The organism is Microbacterium sp. NPDC058021 (assembly GCF_042885955.1).
Taxonomy (GTDB): domain Bacteria; phylum Actinomycetota; class Actinomycetes; order Actinomycetales; family Microbacteriaceae; genus Microbacterium.
Genome location: NZ_JBHVRF010000003.1, coordinates 427,799 through 449,252, shown reverse-complemented (window position 1 = coordinate 449,252; position 21,454 = coordinate 427,799). Strand labels below are relative to the sequence as shown.

At 70.5% G+C, this 21,454-nt stretch carries 21 protein-coding genes; 12 read left to right on the top strand and 9 right to left on the bottom strand.

What is annotated here, in order from left to right:
* Window positions 1–115 precede the first annotated feature (115 nt).
* The 3 genes from ACFVR6_RS09050 to ACFVR6_RS09040 are packed head-to-tail and all read right to left on the bottom strand — an operon-like array spanning window position 116 to window position 2,906.
* Window positions 116–973 (bottom strand): DUF4097 family beta strand repeat-containing protein, encoded by an 858-nt coding sequence (locus ACFVR6_RS09050; RefSeq protein ID WP_386961542.1) that lies wholly within the window; start codon window positions 971–973, stop codon window positions 116–118.
* Window positions 970–1,647 carry a response regulator gene (locus ACFVR6_RS09045; RefSeq protein WP_386961540.1) on the bottom strand — a complete coding sequence of 226 codons (678 nt, stop codon included), beginning with the start codon at window positions 1,645–1,647 and terminating at the stop codon, window positions 970–972. Before ACFVR6_RS09045 ends, ACFVR6_RS09050 begins: the two co-directional genes overlap by 4 nt.
* Window positions 1,635–2,906 (bottom strand): sensor histidine kinase, encoded by a 1,272-nt coding sequence (locus ACFVR6_RS09040; RefSeq protein ID WP_386961537.1) that lies wholly within the window; start codon window positions 2,904–2,906, stop codon window positions 1,635–1,637. Before ACFVR6_RS09040 ends, ACFVR6_RS09045 begins: the two co-directional genes overlap by 13 nt.
* A gap of 108 nt (window positions 2,907–3,014) precedes the next feature.
* Here ACFVR6_RS09040 and ACFVR6_RS09035 point away from each other — a divergent pair, with 108 nt between their 5' ends.
* Together ACFVR6_RS09035 and ACFVR6_RS09030 are read left to right on the top strand one after the other, a co-directional pair.
* The gene (locus ACFVR6_RS09035; RefSeq protein ID WP_386961534.1) at window positions 3,015–3,821 is read left to right on the top strand and encodes a Cof-type HAD-IIB family hydrolase; all 807 of its coding nucleotides are present in this window, start codon (window positions 3,015–3,017) and stop codon (window positions 3,819–3,821) included.
* A gap of 40 nt (window positions 3,822–3,861) precedes the next feature.
* The gene (locus ACFVR6_RS09030; RefSeq protein ID WP_386961531.1) at window positions 3,862–4,692 is read left to right on the top strand and encodes an aldo/keto reductase; all 831 of its coding nucleotides are present in this window, start codon (window positions 3,862–3,864) and stop codon (window positions 4,690–4,692) included.
* A gap of 30 nt (window positions 4,693–4,722) precedes the next feature.
* Here ACFVR6_RS09030 and ACFVR6_RS09025 read toward each other — a convergent pair whose 3' ends face one another.
* Both ACFVR6_RS09025 and ACFVR6_RS09020 read right to left on the bottom strand, forming a co-directional pair.
* Window positions 4,723–5,448: an SDR family oxidoreductase gene (locus ACFVR6_RS09025; RefSeq protein WP_386961528.1), complete on the bottom strand. Its 726-nt coding sequence runs from the start codon at window positions 5,446–5,448 to the stop codon at window positions 4,723–4,725.
* Window positions 5,449–5,459: 11 nt separating this feature from the next.
* Window positions 5,460–5,906, bottom strand: a complete 447-nt coding sequence (locus ACFVR6_RS09020; RefSeq protein WP_386961525.1) for a VOC family protein — start codon at window positions 5,904–5,906, stop codon at window positions 5,460–5,462.
* A gap of 258 nt (window positions 5,907–6,164) precedes the next feature.
* Here ACFVR6_RS09020 and ACFVR6_RS09015 point away from each other — a divergent pair, with 258 nt between their 5' ends.
* A complete protein-coding gene (locus ACFVR6_RS09015; protein WP_386961522.1) occupies window positions 6,165–7,031 on the top strand; it encodes an aggregation-promoting factor C-terminal-like domain-containing protein in 867 nt (288 codons plus the stop codon).
* Window positions 7,032–7,046: 15 nt separating this feature from the next.
* Here ACFVR6_RS09015 and ACFVR6_RS09010 read toward each other — a convergent pair whose 3' ends face one another.
* Window positions 7,047–7,829, bottom strand: a complete 783-nt coding sequence (locus ACFVR6_RS09010) for a siderophore-interacting protein (RefSeq protein WP_386961519.1) — start codon at window positions 7,827–7,829, stop codon at window positions 7,047–7,049.
* Window positions 7,830–7,968: 139 nt separating this feature from the next.
* Here ACFVR6_RS09010 and ACFVR6_RS09005 point away from each other — a divergent pair, with 139 nt between their 5' ends.
* The 4 genes from ACFVR6_RS09005 to ACFVR6_RS08990 are packed head-to-tail and all read left to right on the top strand — an operon-like array spanning window position 7,969 to window position 11,813.
* A complete protein-coding gene (locus ACFVR6_RS09005) occupies window positions 7,969–8,988 on the top strand; it encodes a siderophore ABC transporter substrate-binding protein (RefSeq protein WP_386961516.1) in 1,020 nt (339 codons plus the stop codon).
* A gap of 29 nt (window positions 8,989–9,017) precedes the next feature.
* Window positions 9,018–10,037 (top strand): ABC transporter permease, encoded by a 1,020-nt coding sequence (locus ACFVR6_RS09000; RefSeq protein ID WP_386961513.1) that lies wholly within the window; start codon window positions 9,018–9,020, stop codon window positions 10,035–10,037.
* Complete coding sequence (locus tag ACFVR6_RS08995; protein WP_386961510.1) at window positions 10,027–11,058, top strand: iron chelate uptake ABC transporter family permease subunit; 1,032 nt, start codon at window positions 10,027–10,029, stop codon at window positions 11,056–11,058. The genes ACFVR6_RS09000 and ACFVR6_RS08995 overlap by 11 nt, the downstream gene beginning before the upstream one ends.
* Window positions 11,055–11,813 (top strand): iron ABC transporter ATP-binding protein, encoded by a 759-nt coding sequence (locus ACFVR6_RS08990; RefSeq protein WP_386961508.1) that lies wholly within the window; start codon window positions 11,055–11,057, stop codon window positions 11,811–11,813. The genes ACFVR6_RS08995 and ACFVR6_RS08990 overlap by 4 nt, the downstream gene beginning before the upstream one ends.
* Here ACFVR6_RS08990 and ACFVR6_RS08985 read toward each other — a convergent pair whose 3' ends face one another.
* From ACFVR6_RS08985 to ACFVR6_RS08975, 3 genes are all read right to left on the bottom strand, one after another.
* Entirely contained in the window at window positions 11,814–12,044 is a 231-nt protein-coding gene (locus tag ACFVR6_RS08985; protein ID WP_386961505.1) for a hypothetical protein, read from the bottom strand.
* Between the two features lie 244 nt (window positions 12,045–12,288).
* Entirely contained in the window at window positions 12,289–13,233 is a 945-nt protein-coding gene (locus ACFVR6_RS08980) for a DNA-3-methyladenine glycosylase family protein (RefSeq protein WP_386961697.1), read from the bottom strand.
* Between the two features lie 231 nt (window positions 13,234–13,464).
* Window positions 13,465–14,202, bottom strand: a complete 738-nt coding sequence (locus ACFVR6_RS08975; RefSeq protein ID WP_386961502.1) for a winged helix-turn-helix domain-containing protein — start codon at window positions 14,200–14,202, stop codon at window positions 13,465–13,467.
* 530 nt (window positions 14,203–14,732) lie between these two features.
* On the opposite strand from ACFVR6_RS08975, the gene ACFVR6_RS08970 reads away from it, so the two are divergent.
* The 5 genes from ACFVR6_RS08970 (at window position 14,733) to yicI (ending at window position 21,377) form a co-directional block, all read left to right on the top strand.
* Complete coding sequence (locus tag ACFVR6_RS08970) at window positions 14,733–15,764, top strand: LacI family DNA-binding transcriptional regulator (protein ID WP_386961499.1); 1,032 nt, start codon at window positions 14,733–14,735, stop codon at window positions 15,762–15,764.
* Window positions 15,765–15,864: 100 nt separating this feature from the next.
* Window positions 15,865–17,175, top strand: a complete 1,311-nt coding sequence (locus ACFVR6_RS08965; RefSeq protein WP_386961496.1) for an ABC transporter substrate-binding protein — start codon at window positions 15,865–15,867, stop codon at window positions 17,173–17,175.
* Window positions 17,176–17,230: 55 nt separating this feature from the next.
* Window positions 17,231–18,214: a carbohydrate ABC transporter permease gene (locus ACFVR6_RS08960; RefSeq protein WP_386961493.1), complete on the top strand. Its 984-nt coding sequence runs from the start codon at window positions 17,231–17,233 to the stop codon at window positions 18,212–18,214.
* Complete coding sequence (locus tag ACFVR6_RS08955) at window positions 18,214–19,140, top strand: carbohydrate ABC transporter permease (protein WP_386961490.1); 927 nt, start codon at window positions 18,214–18,216, stop codon at window positions 19,138–19,140. Before ACFVR6_RS08960 ends, ACFVR6_RS08955 begins: the two co-directional genes overlap by 1 nt.
* Window positions 19,140–21,377: an alpha-xylosidase gene (gene yicI / locus ACFVR6_RS08950; protein WP_386961487.1), complete on the top strand. Its 2,238-nt coding sequence runs from the start codon at window positions 19,140–19,142 to the stop codon at window positions 21,375–21,377. Before ACFVR6_RS08955 ends, yicI begins: the two co-directional genes overlap by 1 nt.
* The last annotated feature ends 77 nt before the right edge of the window (window positions 21,378–21,454 follow it).

The following is a 21,454-nucleotide window of genomic DNA, read 5'->3' as shown; positions in this document are numbered from 1 at the left end:
CGGCGGAGCCGACAGCGTCCACGTGGGGGCCGTGACAACGGCAGGCGGAAGGGCCGGTCGGAGCACTCCGACCGGCCCTGGTTCCCCTGCGCCGGGGATGCCGCACCGCCTGGGTTCAGCGATCCGAGCGCAGCGTCACGTCTCCTGCCGACACGCTCACCGAGATGGTGCGGGTGGCCTGCGACGTGGTCTCGAGTCGGTTGTCGAGGCCGCCGGCGGAGACGTCGGACTCCACTCGGTACTGCCCGTCGGGCACCGTGAGGTCCAGCGAACCGGCGCTGACGTCGATGGTGACGTCGTCGGGGGCACTGCCGGTGAGCACGGCCTTCAGGCCGCCCGCGCTGACGTTCAGGCTGGCGGTGTCGATGTCTGCCAGCTCCAGGTCCGCCCGGCCCGCGCTGACGTCGGTGTGGAGTTCCGTGGCGGAACCGGCGAGGGTGAGTTCGCCCGCGTTCACTTCGAGATCGAGCGCCCCGAAGTCGCCGTCGACGTCCAGCGACCCGGCCGAGAGCACGAAGTCCGCGTCGAGTCCGGTGCCCTGCAGCGCCTCGGGGAGCTCCAGCACGACCCGGGTCGGGCCGTCGTAGAACCACCAGCCGAAGAACCAGCGCTGCGGGGAGCGCACGACCAGTTCGTCGCCCTCGCGGGTGAGGGTCCAGTTGCCGGCGCCGGCATCCGCCGTGATGTCGAGCACGGCCTCATCGGTGTCGGTGAACAGCACCCGCACATCGCCGGCGGACACATCGATGTCGAGGGAGTCGACCCCGGCGGCATCCACCGCGATGCGGTCGTCGACCGGGCCGCCTGTGCGCACGACGGCGCCCAGGATGCCGAAGGCGACCGTGCCGAGGATCAGCAGACCGCCGACGACGATGGCGATGATGGCCACGATGCGGCCCGCGGACGACCGCTGCGGGGGCGGGGTGGGGGCGGCGGGCTGGGGGCCTGCCGGGGGAGTGAGGGTCGTGCTCATCGCGATGCTCCTGTCTGCGGCTGGTCGCCGCCGTGTTCGAGGTGGACGAGCGCTGCCAGCACCCGCCGGTTTCCTGCTTCGTCCTGCTCGAGGTCGAGCTTCTGGAAGAGGGACGTGATGTACTTCTCGACGCTCGCTTCGCTGACGTGCAGCGTGCGGGCGATCGCCTGGTTGGACTTGCCTTCCGCGATGAGCGCCAGCACCGTGCGCTCACGGTCGGTGAGCCGGGCCATGCGGTCATCTCGGGTGCGGCGCATGAGCAGCTGCGAGACGACTTCCGGGTCGAACACGGTGCCGCCGGCGCCGATCTGGGCCACCGTCTCGACGAAGTCGGCGACGTCGGCCACCCTGTCCTTCAGCAGGTAGCCCAGCGCCCCGCCCCGCCCCGCGATGAGCTCCGACGCGTAGCGCTCCTCCACGTACTGGCTGAGTACGAGCACCGGCAGCTGCGGGTTCGCCGCGCGCAGGGTGAGCGCGGCACGGATGCCCTCGTCGGTGAACGTCGGCGGGAGCCGCACATCGAGGATGCAGAGGTCGGGTGTCGTGTCGGCGACGACCGTGTCGAGGTCGTGGGCGTCGGGGAGGGCGGCGACCACGGTGTGGCCGGCGTCTTCGAGCAGTCGTACGAGGCCTTCGCGCAGCAGCGCGGAATCCTCACAGATCAGGATGCGCACGGCACACTCACCTCCAGCGAGGTCGGGCCCCCCACGGGGCTGTCCAGACGCACCGTGCCGCGCGCGGCGACGATGCGGTTCGTGATGCCGTCGAGGCCGCCGCCGGGGAGCACGCGGGCGCCTCCCGTGCCGTTGTCCTCCACGCGTGCCCAGAGCGTGCCGTCGTCGCGGCTGCGCACGACCACGCGGCATTCGCTGGCGTGGGAGTGCTTGGCGGCGTTGGTGAGCGACTCGGCGATCGCGAAGTACACCGCGGCCTCCGCCTCGCGGGTGCAGCGTCCGTCGATGCGCACATCGACGTGCACGGGCACGTGGGAGCGGGCGACGAGGGCCGACAGGGCGGCGTCGAGGCCGCGGTCGTCCAGCACCGAGGCGTGGATGCCACGTGCCAGCTGCCGCAGCTCCGTGATGGCGGCCTTGGTCGAGGTGTGCGCCTCGGTGATGAGCTCACGCGCGGCATCCGGGTCGGTGTCGAGCTTCTGCTGGGCGAGCCCCAGCGTCATGCCGACCGACACCAGCCGAGGCTGCACCCCGTCGTGGAGGTCGCGCTCGATGCGGCTGCGCTCCACTTCGCTGGCGCGGACCGCGCCGGCGCGCTGCACGTCGGAGGTGTGCACGCGCTCGGCCAGCATCGCCTCGCGGGAGGGGACGAGGATCGCCCGGGTCAGGATGCCGTCCAGCAGCGCGATGCCCACGAGCATCGCGGCGCTGATGACGACGGCGAACCCGCCGATGACGGCGGCCCAGCCGCTGTCGACGACGGCACCGGTCCAGGGGATGCGCACGACGTCGTCAGCGAGCGGAGCGAACAGCAGCCCGACGCCCGAGGCGAGGGTCGACAGCAGCGCGAGCACGAGCGAGCCGAGGAGGGTCGCGAGCGCAGCGCTGGCGATGCCGCGCCACATCGGGCCGTCGATGAACTGCTGCCACAGCATGCGCAGCCAGCCGCCGAAGCCCGGCCGCGTCATGCGGCGGGGACGCAGCGACGGCAGTCCGTAGTCGTAGAAGCCGTCGGCGCGGGCGTACTCGAGCCAGGCGGTGGCGTAGAGCACGTAGACGAAGCCGATGAGGAACAGCAGGCCGATGCCGAGCACCAGCGCGAGGCCGAGGCCGAGGCTGAGGAACGTCACGATGACGGTGAACAGGACGGTCCCGGCGATGGCCCAGGCGGCCAGCATGGCCAGGGCGCCGAGGACGCGCAGCGGCGTCACGCGTGGCGTGTTCGTGCCCGGTGCGGCGGGGACGGGAGGAGTGGTCATGGCTCAAAGGTAGGGCGGGGGCGGGCTGCGCCACCGCCCCGGCATCCGGAGTCTTTTGTTCGGGTTATCCCGAGAGCCGCGTTCAGCGCGGGCTGAGACGATGGGGCGGTGACTGCTCCCGACATCCGCCTCATCGCCGTCGACATGGACGGCACGCTCCTCGACCCCGACGGCGCGGTGCCGCCGCGGCTGTGGCCGCTGCTGGAGCGGCTGCGCGAGCGGGACATCGCCTTCGCTCCGGCCAGCGGCCGTCAGCTGGCGACGCTGCAGCGATCGTTCGGTGCGGCCGGGGGCGGGCTGGACTACATCGCCGAGAACGGTGCGTACGTCGTGCGCGACGGAGTCGAGGTCAGTTCCGACGCGCTGGATGCCGCGTTCGTGCGCACCGTCGTCGAGCGACTGCGCGCGCTCGCCGCGCAGGGCATGCGGCTGGGCGTGGTGGTGTGCGGCAAGGCGTCGGCGTACATCGAGTCCCCCGATGAGCGGTTCCGCGCCGAGGCGGAGAAGTACTACGCCAAGCTGACCGAGGTCGACGACGTGCTGGCGCAGGACGACCAGGTGCTCAAGATCGCCGTGTACGACCACGATGGCAGCGAGACCCACACCGCCCCGGCGCTGCGCGACCTGGGGGAGAGCCACCAGGTGGTCGTCTCGGGTCACCACTGGGTCGACATCATGAACCCGGGCGTCAACAAGGGCGTGGCCCTGCGGCACCTGCAGCAGGCGCTCGGCATCACCCCCGCCCAGACCGCGGCGTTCGGGGACTACCTCAACGACATCGAGCTGCTGCAGGCCGCCGACTGGTCCTATGCGATGGCGGACGCGCACCCCGACGTCGCCGCGGTCGCACGGTTCCGGGCGCCCTCCAACGCGGAGTACGGCGTCATCACGACGATCGAGTCGCTGCTGGACTGAGCCCGCCCCCGAGGCGGGGGAGCGGGCGTAGCGTGGAGGCATGATCACGATCCCCACGGTGACGCTCAACGACGGCACGGACCTGGCGCAGCTCGGCCTCGGAACCTACAACCTGCGCGGCCCGGAGGGCGTCGATGCGATCGCCGCCGCGATCGACAGCGGCTACCGACTGCTGGACTCGGCGGTCAACTACCAGAACGAGGCCGAGGTCGGCGAGGCTGCCCGGCGCAGCGGCATCCGCGACGAGCTCACCGTCACGACCAAGGTGCCCGGCCGCGACCACGGCTACGAACAGACCCTCGCCAGCGCCGCCGGCTCGCTCGAGCGGCTGGGGCTCGACCGCATCGACCTGTACCTCATCCACTGGCCGAACCCGTCCGTCGACCGCTTCGTCGACACGTGGCGCGCCATGGTCGAGCTGCGGGAGCGCGGCACCGTCCGTTCGATCGGGGTGTCGAATTTCACCGAGCCCATGCTCGCCCGTCTCATCGACGAGACCGGCGTCACGCCCGCGGTCAACCAGGTGGAGCTGCACCCCTACTTCCCGCAGGCGAAGCTGCGCGCCTTCCACGCGGCGCAGGGCATCCGCACCGAGAGCTGGAGTCCGCTCGCCCGGCGCAGCGAGCTGCTGACCGAGCCGGTGCTGGCCGAGGTCGCCGCAGCGCACGGGGTCACCCCGACCCAGGTCGTGCTGCGGTGGCACACCCAGCTGGGCTCGACTCCCATCCCCAAGTCGGCCAGCCCCGAGCGGCAGCGCGAGAACGCCGACGTGTTCGGCTTCACCCTCACGAACGACGAGGTCGCCGCGATCAGCGCGCTCGAGCGCGGGCGGCTGTGGGACGGCGACCCCGACACGCACGAAGAGATGTAGCGAGCGGATGCCGGAGCTCCCGGCATCCCGTCACCGGTTCGCGAGCCACTGCGCGAACGTGACCATGCCGTGGTCGGCATCCGGACCGGGCAGCAGCGTGCCGTCGCGCTGCGCGCGGCCGAGTGGGCCGGGAAGCGGGAAGGCGGGGATCCAGCCGCGGTGACCGGTCGCCCGCGCGTAGGCGCGGATCATCTCGACGAGCGACTCCTCCCGGGGCCCCGCGAGGTCGCGTGCCCGCCCTGCGGGTGGCGCTTCGGCGAGGTCGACCAGCCGCGTCGCGACATCGTCGAGTGACACCGGCTGGGTGCGCATCTGCGGCGCCACGTGCACGGGGCCGACGTGTGCCGAGGCGAACACCTGCGCCGCGAAGTCATGGAACTGGGTCGTGCGCAGGATCGTCCACGGCACCTCGTCGGCGGTGATGAGCGATTCCTGTGCCACCTTGCCGGCGTAGTAGCCGTACGGGGCCCGGTCGCAGTTGACGATCGACAGCGCCACGTGGTGCCCCACCCCCACATCGCCTTCGGCGGCGAGCAGGCGTCCGGTGGTGGCTCGGAAGAACTCCTCGCTCTCACGGGCGTTGAGGGTCGAGACGTTGAGGGTGTCGATGACGACATCGACGTTCTTGAGTGCGTCGCGCAGCCCGGCGCCGCTGGCAGCGTCCGCTCCCGTGCTGCGCGTCACGATCACCACATCGTGGCCGCGGGAGCGGGCCACCTGCGCCACGCGGCTCCCGGCGGCACCCGTGCCGCCCACCGCCGCGATCCTCACGACGCGGCGGCTGCGGTCCGGCCCCCCGCGTCTTCTGTCGCGGGGTCGACCGAGACCAGCCACGAGATGCCGAACCGGTCGGTGAGCATGCCGAACAGCCCGCCCCACGGCGCGTCGCCGAGCGGCATGGTGACGTTGCCGTCGGTCGACAGTGCGTCCCAGAAGCGGCGGGCCGCCGGTTCGTCGTCGCCGCTGATCGACACCGAGAACCCGGTGGCGGCATGATGCGACATGCTGCTCGGGGTGTCCGCCGCCATGAGCGTGAATCCCTGCGGCGTCTCGAGTTGGGCGTGCATGACGAGGTCGGCATCGGCGGGGTCGTCGGTGCCGCCGAATGAGCCGAACGTGTCGACGGTCAGCTCGCCGCCGAACACCTCCTGATAGAACTCCATCGCCTCGCGCGCCCGGCCCGGGAAGTTGAGGTACGGATTCAGGGTCAGCATGACGGTTCCTCTCGCGCCGGTGCGGGATGCCGGTGGTCCCGGCGGTCCTCAGTATTCAGCCGCGCGCCCCGGCGGGCAAGGCGGCGCACCCGCGTCCGCACAATAACCCCTGATCGCGTAGTCATCTCCGCTTTCACGGTTCGCTCAGTATCGGCGGAGGGTTCGTCCAGACAGACCTTGCACAGTGGGTTACCGCGCCCGGCCCGAGGGCGTGGCGCCGCCGTGCCGGCGCACTCCGCTCACGAAAGCACGTTTCCCATGCCTTCAGCATCCACGTCAGCCCTGTCCCGGCGCGCCCTGCGCGTCGAGCACCTCCGCCGCGTCCATCGTCGTCTGGCCGTTGCCGGCGCCATCCTCGGCGGCATCGCCCTGGGCGGGCTCGCCGCGACGGGAGCCGCCGCCGCCGCCGACGCGCTGCCGATGTCGGACGACCCCACGGGTGCGACGACACTGCAGCAGGTCGCGGCCGAGGCCGAGGCGACCGTCGGAGAAGCCCACGCCGCGATCGCCGCCGCCGAGACGGTCAGCGCCGAGATCGCACAGTCCGGGCTCGACCTCGGCGTCGAGACCACGGAGGTCGACACGACCCACCTGGATGCCGCGGTGGAGCGGCTCTCGGACTTCGAGGTGATGCCGCTGCTGCTCGTGCCCGACGTCGTCGATGAGACCGAGGAGCACATCGAGACGGTCACGGTCCGCGTCGCCGACCTGCGCTCCCGGCTCGACGCGGCGCTCGCCCAGAAGGCCGCGGAAGAGGCGGCCGCCGCGGCAGCCGCAGCCGCCGAGGCCGAGGCTGCGGCGATCGCCGCGGGCAACACCGTCGAGGGTGCCAAGGCGACCGCCGCCCACCTCGCCGCCACTCAGTACGGCTGGGGGAGCGACCAGTTCCGGTGCCTCGACTTGCTCTGGCAGAAGGAGTCGGACTGGAACTACCAGGCCGTGAACCCCTCCAGCGGTGCCACCGGCATCCCGCAGTCGCTGCCCGGGCACAAGATGGCCGCAGCCGGACCCGACTGGCAGACCAACGCCACGACGCAGATCAGGTGGGGCCTGGACTACATCTCGCGGGCGTACGGCACTCCGTGCGCCGCGTGGGCGCACTCGCAGGCGACCGACTGGTACTGAGCCGCAGCCGCCCGCTCAGTGCGGTGCGTGGTACTCGTCCTCGCCGCGCTTCCAGTACCCCTTCGCCACGAACGAGTCCGGCTCGAGGCCCCAGCGCTCCTGCAGCAGGGCGCGTGCGGGCTTGACGATGCCCTGCTCGGCCGCGACGAAGCCGAACACGGCGCCCGTGGGGCGGTCGTCGGCGGTGAGCGCGTCCAGTCGGCGTGCGAGTGCCGCTCCCGCGGCATCCCCGCCCCGGTGCACCTGCTCCACCGTGACGCCCGACGGCGCCTCGATCGGCAGCTCGTGACCCGCGTCGGGCACCTCGACGAAGATGCGGCCGACCGCGTCGGCATCCATCGCGTGGGCGAAGCGTCGCATCGCGGGGACGGCGGTCTCGTCGCCGGCCAGCAGCCACGCGTCGGGCCGGCCGGTGATGATCATCGAGCCCCGGGGGCCGCCGACGCCGGCGATCGCGCCGATCTCGGCGGTCGCCGCCCACTGCGTGGCGACGCCCTCGCCGTGGATCGCGAACTCCAGGTCGAGCCAGCCGTCGTCGGAGCTCCACGCGAGCGGCGTGTACTCCCGGTTCGGCGCCGCGCGCAGCTCCTCGACCGTGGCGGGAGGCGAATCGGGGAAGAACACCCGGATGTGGTCGTCGGCGCCGAGGGAGTCGAAGCCGCGCAGGTCGTCACCCTCCAGCCGCACCCGCACGTAGCCGGGAGTCAGCCACCGCCGAGCGGCCAGACGGGTCATGCGGAACCGCAGGTCCAGCGGACGACGCTCGAGGCGGAAGGATGCCGAGGTGGTCGAAGTCATGAGGTTAGGCTAACCTACATACGGCTGGTGTGATGTGATCCCCGGCCTTTCCCACCCTACGACGATGCCGTCGGAGCCGACGTCATCCGTCGATGCATCGCGCTCCGAATCGTCGCCCCCCACAGGAGATGACACCTCTATGCGCACCACACGACCGCTGCTCGCGGCCTCCCTCGCCTTCGTCACCGCCGTCGCCCTGACCGGCTGCGCGACGGGCTCCACCGAAGAGACCGCCGAAGCGGCCGAGGGTGCCGACGCCGGCACCGTCTCGTACTCGTGGGACCGCAACCTCGCCGGCGAGGACGAGGAGCCGCAGTACGAGGAGACCACGGTCGAGGTGCCCGTGAACCCCGAGACCATCGTCGTGTTCGACATGGCCAGCCTCGACACCATCGGCGCGCTCGGCGGCGAGGTCGCCGGAGCGCCGCTGGAGTCCGTCCCCGACTACCTGCAGGGTTACCTCGCCGACGACGCGTTCAACGCCGGCACCCTGTTCGAAGCCGACCTCGTCGCGATCGAGGCCCAGCAGCCCGACCTCATCATCATCGGCGGGCGCTCCACCGGTCTGTACGAGGACCTCAGCGAGATCGCGCCGACTGTGGACCTCAGCATCGCCGGCTCCTTCCAGGAGACCCTCGAGCGCAACACCACGTTCCTCGGCGAGGTCCTCGGAGCCGAGGATGCCGCAGCAGAGGCGCTCGCCGAGCTCGAGGCCGGCATCGAAGAGGCGCGGGCAGCGACCGCCGACGCCGGCACGGGCCTGGGCCTCATGGTCTCCGGCGGCCGGCTCAACGCCATGGCCCCCTCGGAGGGCGACGCCACCGGTCGCAATGCCCGCGGCGGACTGATCTACGACGTCTTCGGCGTCGAGCCCGTCGTCGAGGACGTCAAGTCGGCCACCCACGGTGAGCCGGTGTCGTTCGAATTCCTCCTCGAGCACAACCCCGACTTCCTCTGGGTCGTCGACCGTGACGCCGCCACCGGCGAGGAGAACGCGCAGGCCGCGGCCGCGGTGCTCGACAACGACATCATCAAGCAGACCACGGCGTACCAGGAAGACCAGATCGTCTACCTCAACCCCACCGCCTGGTACATCGTCTTCGGCGGGATCGACACCACCCGCATCATGATCGAAGACGTCCTGCAGATCGCCGAATAGGCGCTCGATCAGAGAGAACCGGCACTGAGGTGACTGCGACGGTCGTCGCGACGACGAGCGCCCCTGCCCCCGCCCGCCCCCGGCGGACGTGGGTGGGGGTGCTCATCGGCGTCTGTCTCGTGCTGCTCGGCATCGCCAGCCTCTTCATCGGGGTGTCCGACGTCTCCCCGGCGGCGCTCCTCGAAGGCGGCACGGACGGCACGGCTGCGTTCCTCCTCGCCGCCAGCCGCGTGCCGCGCACCGTCGCGGTGCTGCTCGTCGGCGCATCGCTCGGCATCGCGGGGCTGATCCTGCAGATGCTGGTGCGCAACAAGTTCGTGGAGCCGGGCACCACCGGTGTGACCGAGTTCGCGACCCTCGGCATGCTGGTGACCATCGTGCTGTGGCCGGGCATGGCCGTCATGGGCAAGATGGGCGTGGCGGCTGCGTTCGGGCTCGTGGGCACGTGGGTGTTCCTGCGCGTCGTGCGGGCGGTGCCGGTGCGCCAGCTCGTGCTCGTGCCGCTCGTGGGCATCATGCTCGGCGGGATCGTCGGGGCCGTGACGGCATTCTTCGCCTACCGGCTCGATCTGCTGCAGTCCCTCGGGCAGTGGTCGCAGGGCAGTTTCGCGACGATCATGGCGGGCCGGTACGAGTACGTCTGGATCGCCGGCGTCATGGTGATCGTCGCCTGGATCGCCGCCGACCGGTTCAGCGTCATCGGCCTCGGTGAGGAGTTCGCCACGAACCTGGGCTTGGACTACCGCCGGGTCGTGGCGATCGGCATGGTGGTCGTCGCCGTCATCACCGCCGCGGTGCTCGTCACGGCGGGGATGATCCCGTTCCTGGGGCTCGTCGTCCCCAACATCGTGAGTCTCATCATCGGCGACAACGTGCGCCGGTCGATCCCCTGGGTCGCGGGGCTCGGGGCCCTGTTCGTGCTCGCGTGCGACATCGTCGCGCGCACGGTGCGCTTCCCCTACGAGATCCCCCTGTCGGTCATCGTCGGCATCGTCGGGGCGGGTCTGTTCCTCTGGCTGCTGCTGCGAAAGGGCTCTCGTGCGCACTGACACCGTCGCCCCCACGGCATCCGCACCCGAGCCCGCCGTCGCGTCGCCCCGTTCGCGCCTGGCCTCCGCCTGGGCGCGACCCGGCGTGCGCCTCGGGTTGCTGGTGACGCTCGTGCTGGCCCTCGCCGCGGTGTACCTGTTCACTGCGGTGCCGGGTTCGCTCGAGTACGCCCTGAAGATCCGCAGCACGACCGTCGTGGCCATGGTGGTCGTCACGATCGCGGTGGGCGTGTCGACGGTGGTCTTCCACACCATCACCCAGAACCGCATCCTGACGCCCTCGATCATGGGGTTCGACGCGTTCTACATGCTCGTCTCCACCGTCATCGTGTTCTTCCTGGGCGCGACGACGTTCCTGCGTGCCGACCCGGTGACGCTGTGGCTCGTGCAGGTGGCGATCATGGTCGCCTTCAGCGTGTTCCTGTTCACCTGGCTGTTCGGCGGCAAGCGCCGGTCGATCCACCTCATGCTGCTGGTGGGCATCGTGCTGGGCACGTTCTTCCGCAGCCTCACCGAGTGGATGCAGCGGATGCTGGACCCGCTGGATTTTCAGGTGCTCACCGACACGGGCTTCGCCTCGCTCACCCGACCCGACGAGACGCTGCTGCTGCTCACCGGCGTCCTCGTCGTGCTGGGCTGCATCGCCGTCCTCCCGCTGTTGCGCACGCTGGACGTGCTGACCCTCGGTGAGCCGGTGGCCGTCGGACTCGGCGTCAACCACCGGCGTGTGATCATGGCCCTGTTCGCGATCGTCTCGGTGATGGTCGCGGCATCCACGGCGCTGGTCGGGCCGATCCTCTTCTTCGGACTCATCGTCGCCAACCTCGCCTATTCGTACGCCGGCACCTTCCGGCATCGGTGGACGCTGCCGACCGCCGCCCTCCTGGGCGTGGTGTTCCTGCTCGGCGGCCAGCTGCTGCTGGAGCGCCTGTTCGGGTTCGGCGGGAGCCTCTCGATGGTCATCGAGTTCGCCGGCGGACTGTTCTTCCTCTACCTCGTGCTGCGAAAGGGGGCGCGATGATCGCGCTCGACTCCGTCACCAAGCGCTACAACGGCCGCGTCGTGCTCGATGACGTCTCGATCACCCTCGGGGGCGAGGGCGTGACCGCGCTCATCGGGCCCAACGGGGCCGGCAAGTCGACGCTCTTCTCGCTCGTCGGGCGGCTGGTCCGGCCCGACAGCGGCACCGTCACGATCGACGGCCAGGATGTGCGCACGGCGGCATCGGGCGACTTGGCGAAGACCCTGGCGGTGCTGCGGCAGGACAACCACATCGCTGCGCGTCTCACCGTGGCCGACCTCGTCGAATTCGGGCGTTTCCCGCACTCCAAGGGACGGCTGACCGCGGCGGACCGGGAGCAGATCGACCGGGCCATCGCGTACCTCGACCTCGAGGGTTTCCGCGACCGCTTCCTCGACGAGCTCTCGGGCGGCCAGCGGCAGCGCGCGTTCATCGCGATGGTGCTCGCGCAGGACACCAAGTACGTCCTGCTGGACGAGCCGCTGAACAACCTCGACGTGCGCCACATGGGCGAGATCATGAAGCTCGTGCGGCGGATGGCCGACGAGCTCGGCAAGGTCGTCGTGGTGGTCCTGCACGACATCAACTTCGCGGCGACCTACTCCGACCGCATCGTGGCGATGCGCGACGGGCGGGTCATCGCGGACGCCCCGGTGGCGGAGATCATGCGCCCCGAGGTGCTCGCGGAGGTCTACGAGACCCCCGTCGACGTACGCGAGATCGACGGGCGGCCCGTCGCGCTGTACTACGCGTAGCTACAGCTGCGCGCCGTCGTCGTCACGGTCGTAGATGCCGGTGTTGCGGCCGCGCCAGGACTCGTACGCGATGAGCCAGCCGATCGAGACCGCGCCGGCGAGCACGAGGCCCAGCCAGACGTTGTCCATGATCATGCCGAACAGCACGCCGACGACGAGCAGCAGCACGGTGCCGGCGATCCAGCCGATGCGCCCGCGGGGCCACCCGGAGTCGGTGCGAGGGTCGGTCATCCCGCCAGCCTACGCGCCGACCAGTCCGCGGAGCATCCCGCAGCCCACCCGCCCTGTGTGAGCGGGAACTCACGCAACGTGGGCAGACCCGGCGGGTCGGGGCGCCTGCCGGCATCCGGCACGAATCCCGCGCGCTCGCGCGCACAATGTCGCCTTTTCAGGGCGTTCGGATCGGCGGCGCCCGGTTTCGGCGGCGGGCCCGGCCGGATTGGCGACGTTGTGCAGGGCCGCCCCCTCGCGGCGCTCAGCGGTCGCGGTGGTCTTCGGGGTGCAGCCGCGGGCCGCGGCGCTGCTCGCGCACACCGCTGGCGTAGATGAGCCTGATCACCCGCTGCCGGTGACCTGCCCAGGGCTCGAGCAGCTCCAGCATCCCGTCGTCGTCCACGCGGTGGCCGGTGAGGGCGTTTCCCACCTCATGCGCGAGGTGGTAATCGGCGACGCTCACGGCATCGGGGTCGCCGAGGGCGCGGATGCGGGTCTCGGCGGAGGTCCAGATGCCGATGCCGCGCAGGCTCATGAGCACCCGGTCCACGGCCTCGCCGGCACCGGCATCCGTCACCGCCGCCACGACCGTCGCACCGCGTCGGGCCGTCTCGACGATCGTGCGCGCCTGCGGCGGCTCGACACCCGCGCGATGCCACGCCCAACTCGGGATGTGCCGCCACCCGTCGATCGACGGCGGCGCGAACATCGGCTTGGGGGTGGGGCCCGGCGCCCGCTCGCCGAAACGGGTCACCAGCACCCGCCACGCGCCGAAGGCCTGCAGGCCGGTGACCTTCTGCTCGATCACGGCGCTCGCGAGCGCCTCGAAGACGAGGTCGGTGCGGCCGATGCGCAGTCCGGGGTTGCGGCGGTGCACGTCGGCGATGAGCGGATGCCGCGCGGCGTCGAAGCCGGTGGGATCGTCGAGCCCGCCGCACAGCGCCGGCAGCTGGTGCAGGGCCCACTCCGCCCCCGGTCCCCACGCCGCCGCGCGGATGCGGTCGCGGTCGGCGCGGATCGCGAGGGTGGCGATGCCCTCGGGGGTGCGGCTCGCGCGCCAGAGCACCTGGCCGTCGACGGCGAAGGTCGGATCGTGCGCGCCGTGCCGCTGGTAGCGGATCGCCCCCGCCGCGTCGATCGGCACCCGCGGCCGGTACTCCGTCTCGAGGGGTCGGGCGGTCGGCGCGGTGGTGTCGGTGCGGTTCATGGTGCCGGGCCGCGCGCCGACGCGACCGGCTGCGCGTGGCATCCGTCCCGCGTGCACCGTGCTCATGCCGTCGACCCTACGCGCACCCCGCCGACATCCCGCTGAGCGTGGGCTCCCGCTCGCTGGCGTCGCCGATGCCCGCGGCATCCGCTCGCCTGTCGCTTGTTGCGGGTTGCGTGCCGCGCAAGCAGCAGCGCGCGACAGGGGAAGCGCCCGAAGCGCCGGCGCGGGTCAGAAGCGGTCGGGCGAGGGCGAGCCGTGGCCGTAGCGGATGACGACGTCGGCGTGCCGGTCGAAGCGGTAGCCGACGCCGCGCACGGTGCGCACGATGTCTTCGTAGCGGCCGAGCTTGGCGCGCAGGCGCCGCACGTGCACGTCGATCGTGCGCTCGCCGGGGGCGTCGTCGTCGGCGGTGCCCTGCCACAGCGACGACACCAGCTCGGTGCGCTCGATGGTGCGCCCCTCGCGCAGCACGAGGTACTGCAGCAGCTCGAACTCCTTGAAGGTGAATGCCGCCGAGGCGCCGTCGATCAGCACGCGCTTGCGGGAGATGTCGACCGTGACGCCGCCGGGGGCGGCATCCTCGTCGGGCTCGTCCTGCTGCGTGCGGGCCACGGCGCTGGGCTCGTGGAGGGCGAGGCGCACGACGTCGACATCGCGGCCGCCGGCGGTCGTGGGGGCGAGGGCGACGGTGGCGTAGGTCTCGGCGTGCGGGGCAAGCTCCCCCAGCGTGCGGCGCAGTGCCTCGACCAGAACCGACAGCGAGACGCCGTCTTCGGCGGCCTTGGCCTCGTCGATGCCGACGTACAGGGCGAAGCCGCGGGGCGCGGTGCCGGCGGGCAGCTGCCGGGCGGCGGGGGCGGGAGCGGCGGCCGGGGCGGTCGGCGCCGGGGCCAGCGGGGCGACGTCCTCGACGGCGCGCAGGTGACGGGTGACGGCGGGACGGGTGAGGAGAGCGGTGTTCGACATGGGAGAAGTCCTTGTGGAGAAGAACCCGGGCGATGCGCCTGGAGTGGGTTCGGAGTGTGTTGCGAGGGGCCGACGTTGGCCAGGTGACGAAGCAGTCGACGACGCCGCGGGGGCGTTCGTGACGATGCTCGGGGGCTCGGCCGCGGCGTTCAGATCAGCGGCGGCAGGAGCCCGGCGGGGTCATCGTGTCAGCGACACATTCGGCAACACATGACAGCAACACGGCCGGCCATCATCATGGCGGCAGTCCCGTTCGCCTCCACGGCGGACAGAGAGCGTGCGTTGTCAGTCATGTGGGTCATTATGACCAACGATGTCGAAGCATGTCAAACCGCACGGATGCCGCGCCTTGAGGATGACGAAATGTGACAGATTGCTCAATCCGCCGAGCAGCGCCCCCCGCGGCGCTGCAGGACGGATAAGTTGCCAATTTCCACAAACGTCTTGACCTCGCGCCCCCGACGGCTCTAACTTCGACTCGAAGCGCTTCCGCGAAACGCTTCGACAGCGAGAGGGACGACGGAGTCGACGTGGCGAACATCAACGAAGTGGCCGAGGCGGCCGGGGTGTCCATCAGCACCGTCTCCTACGCGCTCAGCGGGAAGCGGCCGGTGTCGCCGGCCACGCGGCGGCGCATCGAGGAGGCCGTGCGCGACCTCGACTACAGCCCGAACGCCGGGGCTCGCATGCTGGCGGGGACGCGCACGCAGATCTTCGCGCTCACCGAACCGCTCCGCAAAGACACCCACGCTCCGACCCACATGGCGTTCGTGCTGGCGACGGCGATCGCGGCGCGGCGCAACGACTACGACATCCTCCTGCTCACCGATGAGGAGGCGCAGGCGGGTATGCGTCGCGTCGCGGCCAACGGACTGGTCGATGCGATCCTCGTGCTCGACGTCGCGCCCGACGATCCGCGCGTCGCGTTGGCGCGGCAGATCTCCACACCCGCCGTGTTCATCGGCATCCCCGACGATCATGAGGGCCTCATCTGCGTCGACCTCGACTTCGAGACCGCAGCGGCGGTGGCGGTGGATCTCCTCGCCGACGCCGGGCACCGGTCGATCGGACTGGTCGGCCAGATCGAGACGGCCTACACGACGTCGAACTTCCCACCCCGCGTGCGCGCCGGCTACCTCGATCGCGCACGCGAGCGCGCGATCGAGGCCGCGCACACGACCACCGGGGTGACGCACTCCGACCGCGCGGTCGCCCGGCGAGCGGCAGCCACGCTGCTCGACGGCGGTGCGACCGGGCTCGTGCTGCACTGCACCGACGACGCACACGCCGCGGTGCTGGCCGAGATCGCCGATCGCGGGCTCCGCGTGCCCGAGGATGTGTCGGTCGTGTCGGTGGGGGCGTCCTTCGACACCGCGGCGCTTTCGGCGCCGGTCGACTCGATCCCGCTGGTGCCCCAGGCATCGTGCGATCTGGCCGTCGAGCTGGCGCTGCAGGCGCTCGAGCCCGGCGGGGTCGGGCCCGGCGTGCGTCTCATCCCACCCGCGCACCATGACCACGGCTCCATCGCCGCGCCGCCAGAGGTCCGCATCGCGGCGGACTGACCGCGGCATCCACGGCGCTTCCGCATGCCCTGCATCGAAGCGCTTCGACAACGCAGCACCACACCGACCGATGACGGTCACCGAGAAAGGAGTGCCGACGATGGCACGCAGCACACACACCCACACCCGGCGGGCCCTCGCGGCCGTCGGCGCCCTGACGGCGGGAGCACTCGCACTGGCGGGATGCAGCGGGGGAGCCGGCGACGACGCCGACGGCGACACGCTGACCCTCTGGCACTACGAGGGCGCCAACAGCGCGATGGGAATCGCGTGGGCAGAAGCCATCAAGGTCTTCGAGGAGGAGACCGGCGCGACGGTGGAGTTCGAGGAGAAGAGCTTCGAGCAGATCCGCTCGACCGCCAGCCAGGTGCTCAACTCCGATGAGGCCCCCGACCTCATGGAGTTCAACAAAGGCAACGCGACGGCGGGGCTCCTGGCCAGCCAGGGCCTGCTCGCCGACATCTCCGAGGCGGTGGAGGAGTACGGCTGGGACGACAAGCTCGCTCCCGCGCTGCAGACGACGGCACGCTACAGCGAAGACGGCGTCATGGGCACGGGTTCCTGGTACGGCGTGCCCAACTATGGCGAGTTCGTCACCGTCTACTACAACGCCGACGCCTTCGCCGAGGCGGGGCTGGAGATCCCCACGACGTACGAGGAGTTCACGGCCGTGCTCGACGCGTTCGTCGCGCAGGGGGTCACGCCGCTGGCGGAGGCCGGTCTGGAGTACCCGCTCGGACAGCTCTGGTACCAGCTCGCGCTGAGCCAGGCCGACCGCGGCTTCGTCGATGACTACCAGCTCTACACCGGCGCGGTCGACTGGGAGGGCGAGGAGATCACGTACGCCACCGAGACGCTGGCCGACTACGTCGACGCGGGGTACATCTCGCCCGACGTCACCGGGCTCAAGGCGGAGGATGCCGGGGTGTCGTTCATCAACGGCACGGCCCCGATCTTCGTCTCCGGCAGCTGGTGGTACGGGCGATTCGGCGATGAGATCGACGGCTTCGACTGGGGGCTGTTCCCCTTCCCGGGTGCCGACCTCAGCCTGGGGTCGTCGGGCAACCTCTGGGTCGTGCCCGAGCGGGCGGCCAACAAGGACCTCGCGTACGAGTTCATCGAGATCACGATGCGCCCTGAGATCCAGGCGCTGATCGGCAACAACGGCGGGCTGCCCGTCGCGGCCGACGAAGCCGACATCACCGATGAGAAGAGCCTCGAGCTGATCCAGGCGTTCAACGCGATCAACGAGAAGGACGGACTGTCGTTCTACCCGGACTGGCCGACCCCCACCTTCTACGACACGCTCGTCGCCGAGCTGCAGGAGCTCGTCAACGGCACCAAGTCGGCTCTGCAGGTGCAGCAGTCGCTGGGCGCCGAGTACGACTCCTACGTGGCGGACTTCCGCTGATCCGCTGCCCGGGCGGCTGATCGGCCGCCCGGGCACCCTGCCACAGGAGAAGGTCATGACCGCCGTTCCCTTCGTGCGCCCCGCCAAGGCCAAGCGCACCCCCTTGCCACCGGAGGAGCCGCTCATCCCGCAACGGGGTGGGCGCGGCTCCGGCTCGTACTGGCTGTATCTGCTGCCCGGGTTCACCCTGCTGACGGTGATCGTCATCATCCCGCTGGGCTGGAACCTCTTCCTCACCTTCACCGAGTGGCGGGGCATCAAGCCGCCCGAGTTCATCGGCCTGGACAACTGGATCCAGCTGTTCGGCGACGCGAAGTTCTGGACCTCGTTCGGCAACAGCGTGTGGATGATCGTGGCGATGGTGGTCGTCCCCACCCTCGTCGGGCTCATCCTCGCCGCGCTGCTGTTCGACCTCGTCGGCCGCAAGTTCGGCGGCAAGACCGCGAGCTTCCTGCGCGCAACGTACTACCTGCCGCAGATCCTGCCCGCCGCGATCGCCGGCATCGTGATCGGCTGGATCCTGCGACCGCAGGACGGTGCGCTGAACACCATCTTGGAGAGCATCGGGCTCGGCGCGCTCGCCCACAACTGGCTCGGCAGTCCTGACACCGCGCTGGTGAGCCTCATGGTCGTGCTGGTGTGGATCCAGATCGGATACCCCGTCGTGGTCTTCATGGCGGCGCTGCAGCGGGTGGACCCCGAGCTGTACGAGGCCGCCGAGCTCGACGGCGCGAACTGGATCCAGCGGTTCCGCGCGATCACGGTGGCGATCATCCGCCCCGAGATCTATGTCGTCACCCTCACCTGCACCATCGCCGCCCTCAAGGTCTTCGGCCCCGTGTACGTGCTCACCCGCGGTGGACCCGGCACCTCGACGATCGTCCCCGCGTACTACGCGTACACGGAGTTCTTCCAATCCCAGCAGGTCGGCTACGGCGCGACCATCGCCACGGCCCTGACGATCGTCATCGCGATCGTGTCGGTGCTGTTCATCCGCGCGCAGAACGCCGCGGAGCGCAAAGAAAGGGCGGGACTGTGATGGCCGCCACGACCACGTCCGCCCCGGTACGGTCCCGCCGCACGCACCACGCGACCCCGCCCGCGCGGAGCCGCCGCGCTGCCCGCCCCCGCGGGGGCATGCGCAAGCGCACGGGTGTGGACTGGCTGATGCTCACCTTCGCGGTGATCGCCGCGATCGCGATCATCGCGCCGTTCTACCTGATCCTGGTGAACTCGTTCAAATCGCCCGCGGACTACTCCAACGGCGGACCCCTGCAGCTTCCGAGCGCGCTGTACTTCGACGGCATCGTGGCGTTCTGGGAACGGGTGAACTTCCCCGAGAAGGTGTGGAACTCGTTCTTCATCTCCGGCATGGTCGCCGTGCTCGCGGTGCTGATCTCGGTGCTCAACGCCTTCGCGATCGGCATCGGGCGCGTCAAGGGCCGGTCGTGGATCGTGCTGCTGTTCCTGCTGGCGAACCTGCTGCCGCAGGAGGCACTGCTCTACCCGCTGTACTACATGTTCAAGGCCGTCGGCCTCTACAACAACGTGTGGTCGGTGATCATCGTCTTCACCGTGATCCAGGCCGCGTTCGGCACGTACCTGCTGGCGTCGGTGTACGGCACCTTCCCCAAGGAAGTGCTGGAGGCGGCATCCATCGACGGGGCCAGCCGCTGGCAGATCCTCTGGCGCGTGATCTTCCCGATCTCGCGGCCGACGCTGTCGGTGCTGGTGATCTTCTTCTTCATCTGGACGTGGAACGAGTTCCTGATCCCGCTGACCTTCCTCGTCTCCAACGAGAACCAGACCGTCCCTGTCGCGATCAGCATGCTCCAGGGCGACCGGCTCATGGACGTCACCACGACGAGCGCGTCGGCACTGCTGGGCCTCATCCCCACCCTCATCTTCTTCCTCATCTTCCAGCGCACCCTCACCCGGGGCATCACGGCAGGAGCAGTCAAGTAATGAAGTTCACCGACGGGTTCTGGCAGCTGCGCCCCGGCGTCACCGCCCTGTACGCCCAGGAGGCGTACGACATCGAGCAGACGGATGCCACGGCCGACGGCCCGGGCTTGGTGATCACCGCGCCCACGGCGGTCATCACCAAGCGCGGCGACACCCTCAACCGCCCTGTGCTCACCGTGACGCTGTCCTCGCCGCTGGAAGGCGTCGTCCGGGTGCGCATCGCGCACCACGAGGGCGGGCGGTGGCACGGCGGGTTCGACCTGCCGGGCGCGGTCGCCGGCGGGGTGGGATCGGCGGTCGTCGACGCTGAGGGCGGGAGCCTGCGCAGTGGACCGCTCACCGCGCGGGTCGCGCCGGGCGCGCCGTGGAATGTGTCGTTCGAGTCCGGGGGGCGCCGTCTCACCGGCAGCGGGCACAAGGCGCAGGGCTACGTGCGCCTGGCTCCGGGCGCCCAGGTGGATCCCGGCATCGTCGGCAACGCACGCACCGGCGAGACGGCAGGCAACCCCGACACCTTCGTGCACGAGCAGCTCGACCTCGACGTCGGGGAGCTCGTCTACGGGCTGGGGGAGCGGTTCGGCCCGCTCGTGAAGAACGGCCAGACCGTCGACATCTGGAACGCCGACGGCGGCACCTCCAGCGAGCAGGCCTACAAGAACGTGCCGTTCCACCTCTCCAGCAAGGGCTACGGGGTGCTCGTGAACGACCCCGGCCACGTCTCGTACGAGATCGGTTCCGAGACCGTCGAGCGGGTGCAGTTCTCGGTGCCGGGCGAGGCGCTGGAGTACTTCGTCATCGCGGGGCCGACCCCCGCGGACGTGCTCGCCCGCTACACCGCGCTCACCGGGCGGCCCCCGGTCGTGCCGGCCTGGTCCTACGGGCTGTGGCTGTCGACGAGCTTCACGACCGACTACGACGAGCAGACCGTCACGTCGTTCATCGATGAGATGGCGCGGCGTGAGCTGCCGGTGTCTGTGTTCCACTTCGACTGCTTCTGGATGCGCGAGTTCAACTGGTGCGACTTCGAATGGGATGCCAGGGTCTTCCCGGATCCCGAGGGCATGCTCGCCCGGCTGCACGAGAAGGACCTGCGGGTGTGCGTGTGGCTGAACCCCTACATCGGGCAGCGCTCGGCGCTCTTCCGCGAGGCGGCCGACCTCGGCTACCTCGTGACGCGGCAGGACGGCTCGGTGTGGCAGTGGGACCTGTGGCAGGCGGGCATGGGGCTCGTCGACTTCACGAACCCGGATGCCACCGCCTGGTACCAGGCGCACCTGCGCCGCCTCATCGCCCAGGGCGTGGACTGCTTCAAGACCGACTTCGGGGAGCGCATCCCCGTCGACGTGGAGTGGTTCGACGGCTCGGACCCGTCGCGCATGCACAACCTCTACACCCAGCTGTACAACGCCGCCGTGCACGAGGTGCTCGTCGAGGCCCGCGGCGATCTCGACGCGGTGCTCTTCGCCCGGTCGGCCACGGCGGGCGGCCAGACCATGCCGGTGCACTGGGGTGGGGATTCCACCTCGACGTTCGCATCGATGGCCGAGACCCTGCGCGGCGGCCTCTCGCTCGCCCTCAGCGGCTTCGCCTACTGGAGCCACGACATCGGCGGCTTCGAGGGCACGCCGGATGCCGGGGTGTTCAAGCGCTGGACGGCTTTCGGCCTGCTGGGCTCGCACTCCCGCTTCCACGGCTCGCAATCCTACCGCGTGCCGTGGGCCTTCGACGAGGAGGCGGTGGAGGTCACCCGGGTGTTCACGCGGCTGAAGATGCGGCTCATGCCCTACCTGTTCGGGCTGGGGGTCACGGCGGCCGAGAGCGGCATCCCGCTGATGCGGCCGATGATGCTGGAGTTCCCCGACGACCCGGCGACGGCCTACCTCGACCGGCAGTACATGCTCGGTCCTGATCTGCTCGTCGCCCCGGTGTTCAGCGAGACCGGCGAGGTGGAGTTCTACCTGCCGACCGGCACCTGGACGAGCGTGCTGACCGGCGAGAGCGTCGAGGGCGGGAGATGGGTGCGCGAGACACACTCCTTCACCAGCATCCCGCTCTACGCCCGGCCCGGTGCCGTGCTGCCGTGGGGCGCGCGCGAGGACCGTCCCGATTACGACTACCTGGACGGGCTCACCCTCCGCGTCTTCCCGGGCGGCACGGGCACGGCGGAGGTCCTCGTGACGACGCCCGACGGCCGCACCGCGACGTTCACCGCCGACCGGAACGACGTGACCCGATGAACCCCGTGACTTCGACGGCCACGCCGGGCTGTTCGGACGTGGCATCCGACCCGTGGTGACGTTGGCCACAACCGGCG